This is a genomic window from Burkholderia gladioli, from assembly GCF_000959725.1.
Lineage (GTDB): Bacteria > Pseudomonadota > Gammaproteobacteria > Burkholderiales > Burkholderiaceae > Burkholderia > Burkholderia gladioli.
In genome coordinates this window covers 682,896-698,942 of record NZ_CP009323.1, presented here as the reverse complement: position 1 = coordinate 698,942, position 16,047 = coordinate 682,896, and the positions used below count along the sequence as shown (strand labels likewise).

At 71.8% G+C, this 16,047-nt stretch carries 17 protein-coding genes; 9 read left to right on the top strand and 8 right to left on the bottom strand.

Annotated features, from left to right (window positions below; all coding sequences use genetic code 11):
* The first annotated feature begins 64 nt into the window (after nucleotides 1-64).
* The 5 genes from BM43_RS20025 to cobC all read left to right on the top strand — a co-directional run bounded on the left by BM43_RS20025 (nucleotide 65) and on the right by cobC (nucleotide 4,426).
* The gene (locus BM43_RS20025; RefSeq protein WP_036053027.1) at nucleotides 65-1,090 is read left to right on the top strand and encodes a FecCD family ABC transporter permease; all 1,026 of its coding nucleotides are present in this window, start codon (nucleotides 65-67) and stop codon (nucleotides 1,088-1,090) included.
* Between the two features lie 5 nt (nucleotides 1,091-1,095).
* Nucleotides 1,096-1,938, top strand: a complete 843-nt coding sequence (locus BM43_RS20020; RefSeq protein WP_036053029.1) for an ABC transporter ATP-binding protein — start codon at nucleotides 1,096-1,098, stop codon at nucleotides 1,936-1,938.
* 79 nt (nucleotides 1,939-2,017) lie between these two features.
* Nucleotides 2,018-3,073, top strand: coding sequence for a nicotinate-nucleotide--dimethylbenzimidazole phosphoribosyltransferase (cobT, locus tag BM43_RS20015; RefSeq protein ID WP_036049553.1), 1,056 nt, complete (start codon nucleotides 2,018-2,020; stop codon nucleotides 3,071-3,073).
* Between the two features lie 13 nt (nucleotides 3,074-3,086).
* On the top strand, nucleotides 3,087-3,845 hold the full coding sequence (locus tag BM43_RS20010) for an adenosylcobinamide-GDP ribazoletransferase (RefSeq protein ID WP_036049556.1): 759 nt from the start codon (nucleotides 3,087-3,089) through the stop codon (nucleotides 3,843-3,845).
* Nucleotides 3,830-4,426: an alpha-ribazole phosphatase gene (gene cobC / locus BM43_RS20005; protein WP_036049559.1), complete on the top strand. Its 597-nt coding sequence runs from the start codon at nucleotides 3,830-3,832 to the stop codon at nucleotides 4,424-4,426. Before BM43_RS20010 ends, cobC begins: the two co-directional genes overlap by 16 nt.
* A gap of 16 nt (nucleotides 4,427-4,442) precedes the next feature.
* On the opposite strand, the gene BM43_RS20000 is transcribed toward cobC, so the two are convergent.
* The 4 genes from BM43_RS20000 to cobU all read right to left on the bottom strand — a co-directional run bounded on the left by BM43_RS20000 (nucleotide 4,443) and on the right by cobU (nucleotide 8,074).
* Entirely contained in the window at nucleotides 4,443-5,411 is a 969-nt protein-coding gene (locus BM43_RS20000) for a cobalamin-binding protein (RefSeq protein WP_230676252.1), read from the bottom strand.
* Nucleotides 5,412-5,429: 18 nt separating this feature from the next.
* The gene (gene cobD, locus BM43_RS19995) at nucleotides 5,430-6,470 is read right to left on the bottom strand and encodes a threonine-phosphate decarboxylase CobD (protein ID WP_036049562.1); all 1,041 of its coding nucleotides are present in this window, start codon (nucleotides 6,468-6,470) and stop codon (nucleotides 5,430-5,432) included.
* 105 nt (nucleotides 6,471-6,575) lie between these two features.
* Nucleotides 6,576-7,520 carry an adenosylcobinamide-phosphate synthase CbiB gene (gene cbiB / locus BM43_RS19990; protein ID WP_013699070.1) on the bottom strand — a complete coding sequence of 315 codons (945 nt, stop codon included), beginning with the start codon at nucleotides 7,518-7,520 and terminating at the stop codon, nucleotides 6,576-6,578.
* Entirely contained in the window at nucleotides 7,514-8,074 is a 561-nt protein-coding gene (cobU, locus tag BM43_RS19985) for a bifunctional adenosylcobinamide kinase/adenosylcobinamide-phosphate guanylyltransferase (protein WP_036049563.1), read from the bottom strand. Before cobU ends, cbiB begins: the two co-directional genes overlap by 7 nt.
* Before the next feature lie 63 nt (nucleotides 8,075-8,137).
* Between cobU and BM43_RS19980 the strand changes: the two genes are divergently transcribed.
* The 3 genes from BM43_RS19980 (at nucleotide 8,138) to BM43_RS19970 (ending at nucleotide 11,216) form a co-directional block, all read left to right on the top strand.
* A complete protein-coding gene (locus BM43_RS19980) occupies nucleotides 8,138-9,637 on the top strand; it encodes a cobyric acid synthase (RefSeq protein WP_230676253.1) in 1,500 nt (499 codons plus the stop codon).
* A gap of 104 nt (nucleotides 9,638-9,741) precedes the next feature.
* Complete coding sequence (locus BM43_RS19975; RefSeq protein WP_013699067.1) at nucleotides 9,742-10,170, top strand: DoxX family protein; 429 nt, start codon at nucleotides 9,742-9,744, stop codon at nucleotides 10,168-10,170.
* 404 nt (nucleotides 10,171-10,574) lie between these two features.
* Entirely contained in the window at nucleotides 10,575-11,216 is a 642-nt protein-coding gene (locus tag BM43_RS19970; RefSeq protein ID WP_017921374.1) for a ParA family protein, read from the top strand.
* An 85-nt stretch (nucleotides 11,217-11,301) separates the two neighbouring features.
* On the opposite strand, the gene panD is transcribed toward BM43_RS19970, so the two are convergent.
* From panD to BM43_RS19950, 4 genes are all read right to left on the bottom strand, one after another.
* Nucleotides 11,302-11,688: an aspartate 1-decarboxylase gene (gene panD / locus BM43_RS19965; protein ID WP_036049566.1), complete on the bottom strand. Its 387-nt coding sequence runs from the start codon at nucleotides 11,686-11,688 to the stop codon at nucleotides 11,302-11,304.
* 43 nt (nucleotides 11,689-11,731) lie between these two features.
* Nucleotides 11,732-12,571 carry a pantoate--beta-alanine ligase gene (panC, locus tag BM43_RS19960; RefSeq protein WP_013699064.1) on the bottom strand — a complete coding sequence of 280 codons (840 nt, stop codon included), beginning with the start codon at nucleotides 12,569-12,571 and terminating at the stop codon, nucleotides 11,732-11,734.
* A gap of 279 nt (nucleotides 12,572-12,850) precedes the next feature.
* Complete coding sequence (locus tag BM43_RS19955; protein WP_036049568.1) at nucleotides 12,851-13,720, bottom strand: segregation and condensation protein A; 870 nt, start codon at nucleotides 13,718-13,720, stop codon at nucleotides 12,851-12,853.
* 4 nt (nucleotides 13,721-13,724) lie between these two features.
* Nucleotides 13,725-13,913 (bottom strand): DUF3460 family protein, encoded by a 189-nt coding sequence (locus tag BM43_RS19950; protein ID WP_013699062.1) that lies wholly within the window; start codon nucleotides 13,911-13,913, stop codon nucleotides 13,725-13,727.
* A gap of 319 nt (nucleotides 13,914-14,232) precedes the next feature.
* Here BM43_RS19950 and BM43_RS19945 point away from each other — a divergent pair, with 319 nt between their 5' ends.
* The gene (locus BM43_RS19945) at nucleotides 14,233-16,032 is read left to right on the top strand and encodes an autotransporter assembly complex protein TamA (protein ID WP_036053033.1); all 1,800 of its coding nucleotides are present in this window, start codon (nucleotides 14,233-14,235) and stop codon (nucleotides 16,030-16,032) included.
* Nucleotides 16,033-16,047: the final 15 nt, after the last annotated feature.

Below are 16,047 nucleotides of genomic sequence, written 5' to 3'. Positions count from 1 at the left end.
CGCACGGCGCAGGCATGAGCTTCGCGAGGAACCCCGCTTGAACACGTTCGCGCGCACGGCGAGCATGACGCGCGGCCGCGCCTGGGCGATCTGGGCCGCGCTCGCGCTGGCCGCCGCCCTGGTGCTGGTGGCCGCGCTGACGCTCGGCAGCGTGCCGATCCCGCCGCGACAGGTGCTGGGCGCGCTGTTCACGCCGGCCGGCGGCGATCCCCTGGCCGGCGAGATCGTGCGCACGCTGCGCCTGCCGCGCGCGCTGGCCGGCTTCGGCTGCGGTGCCCTGCTGGCGTTGGCGGGCGCGCTGCTGCAGGTGCTGCTGCGCAATCCGCTGGCCGAGCCCTATGTACTCGGCGTCTCGGGCGGCGCGGCCGGGTTCGCGCTGGCGGCCATGATCGCGGGCGCCGCCTGGTGGTGGGTCGATGCCGCCTCGTTCGCGGGCGCGCTGCTGTCGGTCGCGCTGGTGCTCGGCCTCGCGCATCGCTCGCTCAGGCTCGGCCCGGCGCGCGGCACTGTGCGCGATACCGTGCGCGAGGCCTCGCCGCGCCTGCTGCTCACCGGCGTGGTGGTGGCCGCCGGCTGGGGCGCGCTGATCACGCTGATGCTGTCGATCGCGCCCGACAGCCGCCTGCGCGGCATGGTGTTCTGGCTGGCCGGCGATCTCGGCAGCGCGGCGCCGCCCTGGTTCGCACTGGCCGCGCTGGCCTGCGCGCTGCTCGCGGCGCTGCCGGTCGCGCCGCAGCTGAACGTGCTGCTGCGCGGCGAGCTCGGCGCCGCCGCGCTGGGCGTGCCGGTCGCGCGGCTGCGGCTGCGTCTCTACCTGATCGCCTCGCTGGCTGCCGCGGCCTCGGTCACCACGGCCGGCACCATCGGCTTCATCGGCCTGGTGGTGCCGCACGGCTTGCGGCTCGCCTTCGGCAACGACCAGCGCATGCTGCTGCCGGCCGCGGCGCTCGCCGGCGGCACGGCGGTGATGGCGGCCGACCTGGTGGCGCGCACCGTGATCGCGCCAGCCCAATTGCCGGTCGGCGCGATGACGGCGCTGATCGGCGTGCCGGTGTTCCTGTGGATGCTGTTGCGCGGGCCGGGACGATGAGCGCGATGTCTTCCTCCCCGTCTTCCACGCCGGCTGGCGGCGACTGGCGCGTGCGCGAACTGCGGCTCGTGGCCGGCTCGCGGGTTTTGGTCGAGGCGCTGTCGCTGCGCTTCGCGCCGGGCGAGCTGTGGTGCATCGCCGGCCCCAACGGCGCCGGCAAGACCACGCTGATCTCGGTGCTGGCGGGTCTCGACGCCCCGGCGGCCGGGCAGGTCGAGGCCGACGGCCTGCCGCTTGCAAGCTGGCCGGCCGCGGCACTCGCGCGGCGTCGCGCGCTGATGCCGCAAGCCCAGCACGACGCCTTCGCGGCGAGCGTGTTCGATACCGTGCTTGCGCACCGCTTTCCGCACCTGGGCGGCTGGGGCTGGGAAGGCGAGGCCGACCGGCTCGCCGCGCGCGCCGCGCTGGCGGCGCTGGGCCTGGCCGAGTTCGCGGCGCGCGACGTGCTCACCTTGTCGGGCGGCGAGCGCCAGCGCGTGGCGCTGGCTGGCGTGCTGTGCCAGGACGCGCCGCTGCTGCTGCTCGACGAGCCGCTCGCGCACCTGGACCTGCAGCACCAGGCTGCCTGCCTGGACGCGCTGCTCGCCTGGTTGCGCGCCGCGCCGCGCACGGTGATTTTTTCGTGTCACGATCTGAACCTCGCACGGCGCTACGCCACGCACGCGCTGCTGCTCGACGGACGCGGCGGCGCGCTGGCCGGCCCGGCGCGCGAGGTGCTGTCGGCCGAGGCGGCGAGCGCCGCCTTCGGTTATCCACTGGTGCTGATCGAGCGCGACGGCCACGAGGCGCTGGTGCCGATGTGGCCCGCGCATGCCACGCCGCCGCTTTCTCGACCACCGCCGCGCTGAATCCTCTCCACCTGTCGACCCGCCCACCCGAGCCTGTGCGCCCGACGCGCCAGCCTCCAACCGAACCGAAGAACGCCGCATGAACCCGACCTATACCGTCCCGAAGCTCGAAGCGCTCGACGACACGCTGAGCGCCACGCTGCAGCACCTGATCGACACCAAGACCAAGCCGCCCGGCAGCCTCGGCAAGCTGGAAGCACTCGCCCTGCAACTGGGCCGGATCCAGCGCAGCACCCGGCCGCGCATCGAGCGGCCGGTGACGATCGTGTTCGCGGCCGACCACGGCATCGCGGCCGAGGGCGTGAGCCCTTATCCGCAGGCGGTCACCGCCCAGATGGTGGCGAACTTCCTGGCCGGCGGCGCGGCCATCAATGCCTTCTCGAAGCTGGCCGGCTGCGAGCTGGAGATCGTCGACGCGGGCGTGGCCACGCCGCTGCCGGCCTCGCCGCAGCTGATCGCGGTGCCGGTCGCGGCGGGCACGCGCAACTTCGCGCAGGAGCCGGCGATGAGCGAGGCGCAGCTGCACGCGGCGCTGGCGGCCGGTGCCGCGCGCGTCGCGCATCATGCGGCGCTCGGCACCACGGTGATCGGCTTCGGCGAGATGGGCATCGCCAATACCTCGGCCGCGGCCTGCCTGATGAGTCGCCTGGTCGGCCTGCCGCTGGCTGAGTGCGTGGGGCGCGGCACCGGCCTCGACGACCAGGGGCTGGCCCGCAAGCGCGCCGTGCTCGAGGCGGCGCTGGCGCGCCATTCCGAGGCACAGGCGCCGCTCGAGGTGCTGGCCACCTTCGGCGGCTTCGAGATCGCGATGATGACGGGCGCCTTCCTGGCGGCCGCGCAGGCGCGCATGGCGATCCTGGTTGACGGTTTCATCGCCAGCTCGGCGCTGCTGGTGGCCGCCGCGCTGCAGCCGGCGGTGCTCGACTACTGCGTGTTCTCGCATGTCTCCGACGAGAACGGCCATCGCCGCATGCTCCAGCATTTCGGCGCGGCGCCGCTGCTCGCGCTCGACCTGCGCCTGGGCGAGGGCACCGGCGCCGCGCTCGCGCTGCCGCTGCTGCGCGCGGCCACCGCTTTCCTCGACGAGATGGCCAGCTTCGAGGCGGCCGGCGTCGCGAACCGCGAAGATGCCTGAGCCGGGAATAGGCATGCGCTGGCGATCCGAATGCCGTTATTTCTTCGTCGCGCTGGGTTATTTCACGCGCGTGCCGGTGCCGCGGCGCATCGGCTACGCGGCCGGCGATCTCGATCAGGCGGCGCGTTATTTCCCGCTGGTCGGCGTCTGCGTGGGCGCGCTGGCCGCCGGCGTGTATCTGCTCGCCGCGCGCATCTGGCCGCCGGGCGTGGCGGTGCTGCTGTCGATGGCCGCCAGCCTGGTGGCCACCGGCGCGTTCCACGAGGACGGGCTCGCCGATAGCTGCGACGGCTTCGGCGGCGGCTACACGCGCGAGGACGTGCTGCGCATCATGCGCGATTCGCGCATCGGCAGCTTCGGCGCGGTCGCGCTGGTGCTGGCGCTGGCCCTGAAGTGGCAAGCGCTCGCGGCGCTGCCGCCGCTGCGCGCGGCCTGGACCCTGCTGGCCGCGCATGCGGCGAGCCGCGTCGCCGCGGTCAGCCTGCTGATGACGCTCGACTACGCGCGCGAGGAGGGCAAGGCGCGGCCGGTCGCGCAGCGGATGTCGGCGGGTGCCTTCGGGTTCGCGGCGCTGTGCGGCCTGCCCTGGCTGTTCTGGCCGGACTGGCGCGCGGGCCTCGCGGCGCTGGCCGCGCTGCTGGTGGTGCGCGCGCTGCTGGCGCGTTACCTGCGGCGTCGGCTTGGCGGTTATACCGGCGACTGCCTCGGCTTCGCGCAGCAGCTTTCCGAGCTGGCGATCTACCTCACGGTGCTCGGATGGACCTCGTCCTGATCCGTCATCCTGTGCCGGCCGTCGAGGCCGGTATCTGCTACGGCGCGTCCGACCTGCCGCTTGCGGGCGAGGCAGCCGTCGAGGCGGCCGCGATCGCGGCGCGGCTGCGCGCGGCGCAGGTGGATTGGCCCAAGGCGATCCTGGCGAGCCCGCTGCAGCGCTGCGCCTCGGTCGCGCAGGCGATCGGCGTGCTCGCGGCGCGTCCGGTGCGGCTCGACGCGCGCCTGCGCGAGATCGATTTCGGTACCTGGGAGATGCGGCGCTGGGACGAGATCGGCGCGGCCGCGCTCGATCGTTGGCAGTCCGACCTGATGGGCGCTCGCGAGCATGGCGGCGAGAGCGCCGCGCAGTTCGTGGCGCGCGTGGAGTCGTTCGCGCTGCCGTTCGCCGCGTCGCTGCCCGAGGACGCGAACGCGATCCTCGTCACCCATGCCGGCGTGATCCGCGCGCTGGCCTCGCTGTGGCTCGACGTGCCGCTCGACAGCCTGCTCACGCGCGCGATCGCCTATGGCGGCCTGGTGCGCTTCTCGCGCGATGCGCGCGGCTGGCAACTGATTCAGTGGGACGAGACGCTCGGCTGAGCGCCCCGTGCCGTTTTCAGCGGCGCCGCTCGCGCGCCGTTTCCAGATCCCGACAGACCTGTTCCGCGCCGAGCGCGAGCCGCGTCGTCGGCCGTGTCAGCCAATCGCCGTCGACCGCGAACAGGTTGCCGCGCGCGACCGCCGCCAGCGACGGCCAGCGGCGCCAGCGATCGAGGCTCGGCAGGCTCGCGTCGCTGGCGGTGGCGCCTTGCGCGGTGGCGACGATCGCCTCGGGATCGGCGGCCAGCACGGCCTCGTCGCTGACGGTCGGTGCGACCGGCTGCAGCGCCGCGAACACGTTGCGGCCGCCGCACAGCCTGAGCACGTCGCTGACGATCTGCGCGCCGTTCAAGGTGGTCAGCGGCCGGTCCCAGATCTGCAGGAACACGGTGACCGGCGGCCTGGCCGAATAACGCGCGCGCAGCGCCGCGATGCGCTGCCGGTAGTCGGCGGCGGCCCGGTCGGCCTGCTCGCGCGTGCCGAGCAACCGGCCGAGCTTGTCGAGCGAGACGGCCACGTCGTCGAGCCGTTTCGGTTCGCTGAAGTAGAGCGGGATGCCGAGCGCCGCCAACTGCGCGGTCTGTCGGTCGGCGTTGCCGTGACGCCAGACCACGATCAGGTCCGGCTTGAGCGCGACGATGCGCTCCAGGTCGAGCGAGCGGTTGTCGCCGACGCGCGGCAGCGCGCGCGCCGCTTCGGGGTAGTCGCTATAGGACACCGCGCCGACCATCGCGGCGCCGCCGCCCGCTGCATAAAGCAGCTCGGTGGCGTGCGGCGCGACGCTGATCACGCGCCTGGCCGGCGCGGGCAAGGTGACGGTTCGGCCGACGTCGTCGATGACGGTGATGGCGTTCGTCGCGGCTGCCGATGCGGCTGCCGGCGAGCTTGCCGAGGCGACCGAGGCAGCCGCGGCGGCAACCGGCGCGACGAGCGGCACGGCAAGCAGCGCCGCGAGCAGCCCGCCAGCGAAGCTTCGACCAAGCATGGCTTGCGCGCGCATCGATCAGCGCCCGGCTGCGCCGTACGCGGCGGTAGCCGCGTAATGGTCCAGCGCATCCTCGAGCCGCAGCCATTCCTCCTCGATCCCCGGCAAGCCGATCCGCAGGCTCGGCGCCTGCGCGAAGAAACGCGTCCAGACGCCTTGAGTGGCGAGCGCCTCATGCAGCGCCCAGGCGCGCGGATCGTCGGTCCAGCAGAACAGCGGGGTGGCGCGCACCGCGAAGCCGTGCAGGCGCAGCAGTTCCGCGAGCCGCTCGCCGTCGGCCGCCAGGCGCTCGCGCGTGGCCTTCTGCCAGCCCCGGTCGGCCAGCGCGGCCGACACGGCGTGCCGCGCCGGGCCGCTGACGGTCCAGGCACCGAGCTCGGCGCGCAGCCGCGCGAGCGGCAGCGGCGCGGCCAGCACGAAGCCGGCGCGCACGCCGGCCAGTCCGAAGAACTTGCCGATCGAGCGCAGCACGAACAGGCCGTCGCGGCCGGCATCGGCGGCCAGCGTATCCTCGCCGCTGGTATCGGCGAAGGCCTCGTCGACGATCAGGGCGCCGCCGCGCGCGGCCAGTTGCGCGTGCCAGCCCAGCAGGCGCTCGCGCGTGAGGCGCTCGGCGGTCGGATTGTTGGGATTGCCGACGATCACGTAACGCATCGATGGCGGCAGCAGGGTCGCGTCGGCATCGAGCGTCGCCAGCGTGTGGCCGTGGCGCAGGAAGGCCGGCGCGTATTCGCTGTAGGCCAGCGGCGCGACGCCGGCGATGCCGGGCTCGAGCAGCGCGGGCAGCGCGCGGATCGCGGCCTGGCTGCCGGCCACCGCCAGCACGTGCGCGGCGTCGGGCGCGCCGTAGTAGCGCGCGGCCAGCGCGGCCAGCGGTGCCTCGTCGCCGGGCAGCCGGCGCCAGGCCTCGGCCGGCATCGGCGGCACCGGGTAACCGATCGGGTTGATGCCGGTCGAGAGATCGAGCCAGCGTGCGAGCGGGATGCCATAGCGCTGCGCGGCGTCGTGCGGATTGCCGCCGTGCGTGATGGCGGGAGGATGGATAGCGGAGTCGGTCATGGGGCGGGTCGGGCGGGGCGATCGACATCGCCCGCCGCGCGGAATCGAGGAAAGGGGATGGACGTGGCGCGGGCCGCGGCGCGAGGCCGGCGGCGGGCCGGGGCCTCAGCCATGCCGGGTGGCGACCGAGAGCGCGGCGCCGGCCAGCAGCAGCGCGAGCCAGAGGATCGAGGTGCGTGCCACCAGCGAGAGCGCCGCGCGCACGTGGGCGGGCGAGGCCGGCTCGCCGGCGCCGAGCGTGGGACGCGTCTCGAGTTCGCCGTGATAGACGGCCGGGCCGCCCAGCACCACGTTGAGGCTGCCGGCGCCGGCGGCCATCACCGGCCCGGCATTGGGGCTGTCCCATTGGCGCGCCTGGCTGCGCCAGCAGCGCCAGGCGTTAGCGGTGTCGCCCAGCAGGGCGTAGCTGGCGGCCGTGAGCCGCGCCGGCACCCAGTTCAGCGCATCGTCGATGCGCGCCGCGGCCCAGCCGAAGCGCAGCAGGCGCGGCGTGCGATAGCCCCACATCGCGTCGAGCGTGTTGGCGAGCCGGAACATCAGCGCGCCGGGGCCGCCCGCGATGGCGAACCAGAACAGCGCGCCGAAGATCGCGTCGTTGCCGTTCTCCAGTGCCGATTCGACCGCCGCGCGCGACAGCGCCGAGGCATCGGCCTCGCGCGTGTCGCGCGAGACGATGCGCGCGGTCAGCGTGCGGGCCTCGGCGAGATCGCCGCGAGCGAGGGCGGCGCCGATCGGCGCGATATGCTCGGCCAGGCTCTTGGCGCCGAGCGCGAACCACAGCAGGGCGACATGCACGGCGGCGGCCAGCGGCCAGGGCAGCAGGGCGAGCAGCAGCAGGGCCGCCAGCACCGGCGGCAGCACCGCCAGGCACCAGGCCGCCACGCCGATCGGCCGGCCCAGCCGGCCGTGGTTCAGGCGCGCCTCGATGGCCTGGGCCAGGCGCCCGAAGGCGACCAGGGGATGGCCGCGGCGCGGCTCGCCGAAGCGCCAGTCGACCAGGAAGGCCGCGACCGCGAGGATCGCCACCGCCGGCAGTGACAGCATCAGCATGCCGGTTCTCCGGGCGCTTTCACGCGCATCGGCAGGCCCGCCACCACCAGCGTGACGTGGGTGGCCAGCGCTGCGATGCGTTGGTTGAGCCGGCCCAGTTCGTCGACGTAGCGACGCGTCTCGGCGCCGAGCGGGATCACGCCCAGGCCGATCTCGTTACTGACCACGATCACCTGGGCCCGCGAGGCGCGCAGCGCGTCTTCCAGCGTCGCCACGCGCGCGGCGAGCGTGGCCTCGTCGACGGCCGCGCCGTCGGGCGGGCAGAGCAGGCCGGCGAGCCACAGCGTCAGGCAGTCGACCAGCACGCAGGCGGCGGGATCGTCGAGCGCGGCGATCGCCTCGGCCAGCGCCTCGGGCGCCTCGACCAGGGCCCAGTCGGCCGGGCGGCGCGCGCGATGATGGGCGATGCGGCGATCGAATTCGGCGTCGCCGACCACGCGCGCGGTGGCGACATAGGTGACGGCGTGGCCGCTCGCGGCGGCCAGCCGTTCGGCATGCGCGCTCTTGCCCGAGCGGGCGCCGCCGAGCACGAAGGTGAGGTGGTGCGAAGTCATCGCGTGATTGTAACGGCGCGCGCGATAATGCGGCCTTCCCCATACAGCCCGATGGCCCGCACCATGACCGTTTCCGATCGCCTGCCCTCGCTGCGCGGCACGCTGATGATCCAGGGCACCACCTCCGACGCCGGCAAGAGCACCGTGGTGGCCGGGCTGTGCCGGCTGGCGCGGCGCGCGGGCGCGCGCGTGGCGCCCTTCAAGCCGCAGAACATGGCGCTCAACAGCGCGGTGACCATCGACGGCGGCGAGATCGGCCGCGCCCAGGCGCTGCAGGCGATCGCCGCCGGCATCCCCGCGCATACCGACCTGAACCCGGTGCTGCTCAAGCCGAACAGCGATCGCGGCGCGCAGGTCATCATCCACGGCCACGCGCGCGGCAATCTCGATGCGCGGGCCTATCACGCCTACAAGCCGGTGGCCTTCGAGGCCGTGCTGCAATCCTACGAACGCTTGCGCGCCGCCTACGACGCGGTGATCGTCGAGGGCGCCGGCAGCCCGGCCGAGATCAACCTGCGCGAGGGCGACATCGCCAACATGGGTTTCGCCGAGCATGTCGACTGCCCGGTGGTGCTGGTCGCCGACATCGATCGCGGCGGCGTGTTCGCGCACCTGCTCGGCACGCTGGCCTGCCTGTCGCCGAGCGAGCGCGTGCGCGTGCGCGGCTTCGTGATCAACCGCTTCCGCGGCGATCCGGCCTTGCTGAAACCCGGCCTCGACTGGCTGGAGGCGCAAACCGGCAAGCCGGTGCTCGGCGTGCTGCCCTACCTGCACGGACTCGCGCTCGACGCCGAGGACATGCTGCCGAGCCTGGCGCGCACCGAGGCCAGCGATCGCGCGGCCGGCGTGCTGCGGGTGGTCGTGCCGGCCGTGCCGCGCATCAGCAACCACACCGACTACGACGCGCTGCGCGCGCATCCGCGCGTCGATTTCTCTTACTGGAAGAGCGGCCCGATCCCCCCCGCCGACCTGGTGATCCTGCCCGGCTCGAAGAGCGTGCAGCGCGATCTCGAATGGCTGCGCGCCAATGGCTGGGATCGCGCGATCCAGCGCCACCTGCGCTACGGCGGCAAGCTGATCGGGATCTGCGGCGGCATGCAGATGCTGGGCCGCTGGCTCGACGATCCGCATGGTGTCGAGGGGCCGCCGGCTCGCGTGGCCGGGCTCGGCCTGCTCGACTACGACACCGAGCTGCGGCCCGAGAAGACGCTGGTCAACGCGGGCGGGCGGCTCGGCTGGGGAGACGGCGCGACCGTGAGCGGCTACGAGATCCACATGGGCGAGACGCGGGGCCCGGCGCTGGCGCGGCCGGCGCTGCGGCTGGACGGGCCGGAAGGCGAGCGGCCCGACGGCGCCATCTCCGAGGACGGGCAGATGCTGGCCACCTACCTGCATGGCCTGTTCGACGCGCCCGGCGCCTGTGCCGCGCTGCTCGAATGGGCCGGGCTGGACCGGGCCGAGGCGGTCGACTGGGCGGCGCTGCGCGAGGCCTCGATCGAGCGGCTTGCCGATACCTTCGCCGCGCATCTCGATCTGGAACGCATGTTCGGCAGTTTCGCCTGATCGATTCGTTCTTTTTGGGAAGTAATGTAATCCGATCCGGAGATTTATCGGCGAAAACGCTTCGAATAGAGTTCGCTCCATTCCCTTTCTCGATGGAGTCCGCCATGAACCCGAATCGCTCCGCCGAACTCGGCGCCACCTTGCTGCGCTTGGTGCTCGGCGTGCTGTACCTGATCCACGTCGGCCAGAAGCTCTTCGTCTTCACCCTGCCGGGCACCGTGCAGTTCTTCGTCTCGATCGGCCTGCCGGGCTGGCTCGCCTATGTGACGATCGCCGTGGAGTTGGTCGGCGGCCTCGCGCTGCTGGGCGGGATTCAGGTCCGGGTCGTCTCCCTGGTGCTGCTGGTGTTCATGCTCGGCGTGGTGCACACGCATTTCCCGAACGGCTTCGGCTTCGATTCGCCGCATGGCGGCTGGGAATATCCGGCCTTCTGGGCGGCCGCGCTGGCGGTGCAGGCGCTGGTCGGCGCGGGCGCCTATGCGCTCGGCGGCAACCGCGCGGCGGCCAAGGCCGGCGTGCAGCGCGCGGCCTGAGCAGGCGACGAGGGGCGGGCGATCGCCGCGGCGGTATCGCCACCGCCCGTTTCCTGCCGTCGATACCCCTGCGCGCAACGCGGCCTTTGAGCGGGCCGCGCCTGCCGCGCCGCCACGCACCGGCGCCGGTTCCGGCTGTCACCGGCTCGGCGCCGTCGACGGCCGGAACCCGGCGCCAGGCCCGCTTCCGGCCACCGGCCACGACGCTGGCCCGGTTTCTCCCGCCGACCGATCCGTCCAGCCGGGCCCCCCTAGCCGGCACGACGCGGCGATACCCGCCCATCCGGCCGTGATCGCGCCTGCCCCGTTCCGGGGCGGGGCATTTTGCCGATATCATCGCTCCCTGTATCCGCAACTTTCCGTGGCGCCGCCGACCGGCGCCGCGCGGCTTTCCGGGGGTGTACATGACGGTGATCGTGGTGGCAAATCCGAAGGGCGGCGTCGGCAAGAGCACGCTGTCCACCAATCTGGCCGGGTATTTCGCGGCGCAGGGCGCCTGGGTGGCGCTGGCCGACCTGGACCGGCAGCAGTCCTCGCACGGCTGGCTCGCGCTGCGGCCCGCCACGCTGCCGGTCATCGAGGCCTGGGCGCTCGACCCGAACGCGCCGGCCAAGCCGCCGCGCGGCCTCGAATACGCGGTGATCGACACGCCGGCCGGGCTGCACGGCAACCGGCTCGACCTCGCGCTCGACCTGGCCGACAAGGTGATCGTGCCGCTCCAGCCCTCGATGTTCGATATCCTCGCCACCCAGCAATTCCTCGAGCGGCTGGCCGCCGAGAAGGCGGTGCGCAAGGGGGCGGTGCAGGTCGGCATCGTCGGCATGCGCGTCGATGCGCGCACGCGCTCGGCCGAGCAGTTGCAGCGCTTCGTCGAGGGGCTCGAGCTGCCGGTGCTCGGCTACCTGCGCGACACGCAGAACTACGTGCAGGTGGCCGCGCACGGCCTGACCTTGTGGGATGTCGCCCGCAGCCGCGTCGAGAAGGATCTCGAGCAGTGGCAGTCGATCGTCGACTGGGCGCAGGCCAGGCCGGGCAAGGCCGACTGAGCCTGGGGCGGGGCATCAAAAACGAAACCCGCCGTTCTCGCGAACGGCGGGTTTCCGCTGCCGGCGGCCGCGAACGGCGCGGCGCTCAGGTCCAGCTCTGGGTCGGCACGTGGTCGCGGCTGCCCTTCATCCTGTTGTGCTCGTCGACGAACACCAGGTCCGGCTTCCAGCCGGACTTCAGGTCGGCCTCGTCGACCACCGCGAACGCGGCGATGATCACCAGGTCGCCGAGCTGCGCGCGCCGCGCCGCCGAGCCGTTCAGCGAGATCATGCCGCTGCCGCGCTCGCCCTTGATCGCGTAGGTCGAGAAACGCTCGCCGTTGTTGATGTTCCAGATGTCGATCCGCTCGTTCTCGACGATGTTCGAGGCTTCGAGCAGGTCCTCGTCGATCGCGCAGGAGCCTTCGTAGTGAAGCTCGCAGTGCGTGACCGTGGCGCGGTGGATCTTCGATTTCAGCATGTGGCGCTGCATGGTGTGTCCTGATGCGGTGAGGCGGAAGCGCGACGGCGGGCCGTCAGATTTCCAGGTTGTCGATGAGGCGCGTGGCGCCGAGCTTGGCGGCGGCCAGCACCACCAGCGGCTCGCCGCCCTCGAGCTGTTCGGCGCTCGGCGCGACCAGGTTGGCGCGGCGGCGGATCGCGATGTAGTCGGGCTGCCAGCCGCGCGTGGCCAGCGCCTCGCGGGCCGCGGTCTCGACCTTGGCCAGGTCGCGCTCGCCGCCGAGCACCGTCTCGCGCACGCGCTGCAGCGCGCGCGCCAGCTCGGGCGCCTCGGCGCGCTCGGCCTCGCTCAGGTAGCGGTTGCGCGAGGACAGCGCCAGGCCGTCGTCGTTGCGCACCGTTTCGGCGGCCACGATGTCCACCGGCAGCGCGAGCTGGTGGCACATGCGGCGCACGATCATCAGCTGCTGGTAATCCTTCTTGCCGAACACCGCCACCTTCGGCTGCACGCAGGCCATCAGCTTGGTGACCACGGTGCACACGCCGGTGAAGAAGCCGGGGCGGAACTCGCCCTCCAGGATGTCGCCCAGGTCGTGGGGCGGCTGCACGCGGTATTCCTGCGGCTCCGGGTACAGGTCGCGCTCGGTCGGCGCGAACAGCACGTAGACGTTTTCGCTCTGCAGCTTCTCGATGTCGTCCTGCAGCGTGCGCGGGTACTTGTCGAAATCCTCGTTCGGGCCGAACTGCAGCCGGTTCACGAAGATGCTCGCGACCACCGGGTCGCCATGCTGGCGCGCGAGCCGCATCAGCGACAGATGGCCTTCATGCAGGTTGCCCATCGTCGGCACGAAGGCCGTGCGGTTCTGGCCGCGCAACTGGTCGCGCAGCTCCTGGATCGTGCTGATGACTTTCATGGTCGGTAGAGCGGTTCCTCGCGCGCATCGCGCGTTGCCGCCGCGCGGGGCGCGGCCTCGTGGTCGGACGGTTCGCTGGCCCGCGAGCCGGGCAGGGCGCGAGCGTCGGCGATTGTAGAGGATTTGCGGCTGAAGCGCACCGATAAGCGCACGATCGTTCGCTTTTTATCCGGGCGCGCCGCGCGAAAGGCAGGACAGACGGGGCCGTGCCGGCCCGTCTTCGAGACGAAAGGGGAGGAAGCCGCGGGAGGAAACAGCGCGAGGCCTGGCGCGCCCGCCTCAGGCCGGCAGGTAGGCCAGGCGCACGTAGATCGGCGCGAAGGGCTCGGGCTGGGTGATCTCGATCAGCGATTCGCGCGCCAGCTCGAGCATGGCGATGAAGTTGACCACCACCACCGGCACGCCGCGCGAGGTGTCGAACAGCTCGGCGAACTCCATGAAGCGCACGTTCTGCAACTGCCGCAGGATCAGGCTCATGTGCTCGCGCACCGACAGCTCCTCGCGCGAGATCTTGTGATGCTGAACCAGCTTGGCGCGCTTGAGCACGTCGGCCCAGGCCGCGCGCAGGTCGTCGGAATCGACGTCCGGGAAGCGCGGGGTGATGCTCTGCTCGATGTAGACCTCGGCGCGCAGGAAGTCGCGGCCGAGCTGCGGCAGTTGGTCGAGCCGCTGCGCGGCCAGCTTCATCTGCTCGTATTCGAGCAGGCGGCGCACCAGCTCGGCGCGCGGATCCTCGGCTTCCTCGCCGGTGTCGGCCTTCTTGACCGGCAGCAGCATGCGCGACTTGATCTCGATGAGCATCGCCGCCATCAGCAGGTACTCGGCCGCCAGCTCCAGGTTCGACTCGCGGATCTGGTCGACGTAGCCGAGGTACTGGGCGGTGACCTCGGCCATCGGGATGTCGAGCACGTTGAAGTTCTGCTTGCGGATCAGGTACAGCAGCAGGTCCAGCGGGCCCTCGAAGGTCTCCAGGAAGACCTCGAGCGCGTCGGGCGGGATGTAGAGATCCTGCGGCAGCTTGAACAGCGGCTCGCCGTACAGGCGCGCGAAGGCGGCGACGCCGTCCACCGTGTCGGGCGTCGAATCGGCGCCGGCACGCGCGGTGAGCGCGTCCTCGGGCGGGGCGGCGGCCTCGTCGGCGGCGCTCACGGGATCAGAAGTTCTGGTAGTAGACGTAGGAGGTCTGCTTGACGCGCGATTGCTGCTGCTCCGAACGCTCGTCGAGGTCGATCGGCTGCTTGTCCCACAGCAGGGCGCGGCCCTTGCGCTGCTCGTCTTCCAGCGTCGGCTTCTGTTGCTTGAGCTGGTTCAGAAATTGCGTGACGTCGGACGTGTACGACATGGTGGGTTCCGTTCGAGACGGGCCGGTGCGCGCTTGGCGCCGCCGCCCGGGTTGGGGATGGCGGGATTTTACCGCATCGCGGGGAACAGCCGGCGTTCAGGCGCGTCGAATGCCCGCGGTGTGTATCTGCACGCGTGCTTTTGAAGATCTTTCAAGCTTTGGCCTCTGTGGCGCCATGTCGCTGTGGTCAAATGTGGTTTTTTCATCCGATCAATTTCCGAGGGGGCGGTATTTGACAGGGCTGGCCATTCCACCCGATGCGCGTCGTGCCCGCCGCAAGGCGATCCCGGGCGCCGAGGCGATCGTTTCCAGCAAGGCGATGCCTGCCAGCCAGGCGAGTTCCGCCGGCCAGGCGCCGTCGCCGTCTTCCCGCTTCCCGTTGCTGCCGCGCCTGGTCCGCCTGACGCTGGGCGGCTGCCTGGCGGCCAGCATCGCGCTGCCGGCCTGGGCCAAGTACAGCGTCGATATCGACGCGCCGCGCTCGGTGCGCAAGCTGCTCGAGCAGCACCTCGACGTCTCGCGCTTCGCCAAGCGCGACGACATCTCCGACGACCAGTTCGAGTTCCTGATTACCGCCACGCCCCAGCAGGTGCGCGACCTGACCGCCACCGAGGGTTATTTCTCGCCGGTGGTCTCGACCGACGTGCGCAACCGCGACGGCAAGCGTTCGGTGACGGTCAAGGTGGACCCGGGCCCGCAGACCGACGTGGCCGGCGTCGACCTGCAGTTCAAGGGCCCCGTCGGCACCGAGGACCCGAAGCAGGAAACCGCGGCGCGGCTGGCCTTCTCGCTGCACGAGGGCGATGCCTTCACGCAGTCGGGCTGGGACGGCGCCAAGAATGCCGCGCTCAAGCAACTGCAGTCATATCGCTACCTGGGCGCGAAGATCGTCAGCTCGCAGGCGCGCATCGATCCGCGCACGCGCACCGCGAAGCTCGCGGTGAGCTTCGACAGCGGGCCGACCTTCACGATGGGCGCGCTCGACGTGTCGGGCGTGCGGCGTTATCCCGAGAAGATCGTCACCAACGTCAACCCGCTCGGCGTGGGCGAGATCTACGACGTGCAGCGCATCAACGAGCTGCAGCGCCAGTTGCAGAACACGCCGTATTACGCGAGCGTGGCGATCGACGTCGGCGACGACACCAGCAAGCCCGAGGACACGCCGGTCCACGTGAAGGTCAGCGAGTATCCCTACAACAGCGTGCGCGGCGGGGTCGGCTACGCGACCGATACCGGGCCGCATGTCCAGGGCTCCTATACCTATCTCGACACCTTCGGCGCGGCCTGGCCGCTGCAGGTGTCGGGGCGCATCGACCAGATCCAGCAATACGGGCAGGTCCAGCTCTCGATGCCGCCGAGCCCGCACGGCTGGACCAACAGCGCGCTGGCCTCGTACACCAACACCAACGTGTCGGACGTGCGCATCTACAGCGCGCGCCTGGGCCTGCAGCGCACCAAGACCAGCCAGAACATCGACTATTCCTACTCGATCATGTTCTACCAGGACCGGCTGGACCAGAACGGCGCCGGCCCGACCACCAGCCGCGCGCTGGTGCCGCAATGGTCCTGGACGCGGCGCAACGTCGACGATCCGCTGTTCCCGCGCTCGGGCAACCTGATCCACGCCGAGGCCGGCTTCGCCGTGAAGGGCGTGCTGACCGACCAGAGCTTCATCCGCGGTTACGCGCGCGGCCAGCAGTACATCCCGATCGGCAAGCGCGACCTGATCTTCTTCCGTGCCGAGCTGGGCGGCGTGTTCACCAGCGGCGGCTCGGCCGGCATCCCGGCCTCGCTGCTGTTCCGCGCGGGCGGCTCGAACTCGGTGCGCGGCTACGGCTACCAGAGCATCGGCAACAGCGTGGACGGCTCGGTGCTGCCGACCAAGTACCTGATGACGGGCACCGCCGAATACCAGCACTGGTTCAACCACGACTGGGGCGCGGCGACCTTCTTCGATGTCGGCACCGCCACCGATGCCTGGGGCGAGCGGGTGTTCTATCCGGGCGTCGGGCTCGGCGCGCGCTGGCGCAGCCCGGTCGGGCCGGTCAATGTCGACCTCGCCTATGGCCTGCGCAATCGCAGCGTGCGTCCCTACCTGACGCTCGGCATCGCATTCTGACGAGGGTTTTCCGGA

Excerpts from the sequence above, each read along its gene's own strand:
- BM43_RS20025 (WP_036053027.1), top strand. The coding sequence starts at position 65 with ATGACGCGCGGCCGCGCCTGGGCGATCTGGGCCGCGCTCGCGCTGGCC.
- BM43_RS20020 (WP_036053029.1), top strand. The coding sequence starts at position 1,096 with ATGTCTTCCTCCCCGTCTTCCACGCCGGCTGGCGGCGACTGGCGCGTG.
- cobT (WP_036049553.1), top strand. The coding sequence starts at position 2,018 with ATGAACCCGACCTATACCGTCCCGAAGCTCGAAGCGCTCGACGACACG.
- BM43_RS20010 (WP_036049556.1), top strand. The coding sequence starts at position 3,087 with ATGCGCTGGCGATCCGAATGCCGTTATTTCTTCGTCGCGCTGGGTTAT.
- cobC (WP_036049559.1), top strand. The coding sequence starts at position 3,830 with ATGGACCTCGTCCTGATCCGTCATCCTGTGCCGGCCGTCGAGGCCGGT.
- BM43_RS20000 (WP_230676252.1), bottom strand. The coding sequence starts at position 5,411 with ATGCTTGGTCGAAGCTTCGCTGGCGGGCTGCTCGCGGCGCTGCTTGCC.
- cobD (WP_036049562.1), bottom strand. The coding sequence starts at position 6,470 with ATGACCGACTCCGCTATCCATCCTCCCGCCATCACGCACGGCGGCAAT.
- cbiB (WP_013699070.1), bottom strand. The coding sequence starts at position 7,520 with ATGCTGATGCTGTCACTGCCGGCGGTGGCGATCCTCGCGGTCGCGGCC.
- cobU (WP_036049563.1), bottom strand. The coding sequence starts at position 8,074 with ATGACTTCGCACCACCTCACCTTCGTGCTCGGCGGCGCCCGCTCGGGC.
- BM43_RS19980 (WP_230676253.1), top strand. The coding sequence starts at position 8,138 with ATGACCGTTTCCGATCGCCTGCCCTCGCTGCGCGGCACGCTGATGATC.
- BM43_RS19975 (WP_013699067.1), top strand. The coding sequence starts at position 9,742 with ATGAACCCGAATCGCTCCGCCGAACTCGGCGCCACCTTGCTGCGCTTG.
- BM43_RS19970 (WP_017921374.1), top strand. The coding sequence starts at position 10,575 with ATGACGGTGATCGTGGTGGCAAATCCGAAGGGCGGCGTCGGCAAGAGC.
- panD (WP_036049566.1), bottom strand. The coding sequence starts at position 11,688 with ATGCAGCGCCACATGCTGAAATCGAAGATCCACCGCGCCACGGTCACG.
- panC (WP_013699064.1), bottom strand. The coding sequence starts at position 12,571 with ATGAAAGTCATCAGCACGATCCAGGAGCTGCGCGACCAGTTGCGCGGC.
- BM43_RS19950 (WP_013699062.1), bottom strand. The coding sequence starts at position 13,913 with ATGTCGTACACGTCCGACGTCACGCAATTTCTGAACCAGCTCAAGCAA.
- BM43_RS19945 (WP_036053033.1), top strand. The coding sequence starts at position 14,233 with ATGCCTGCCAGCCAGGCGAGTTCCGCCGGCCAGGCGCCGTCGCCGTCT.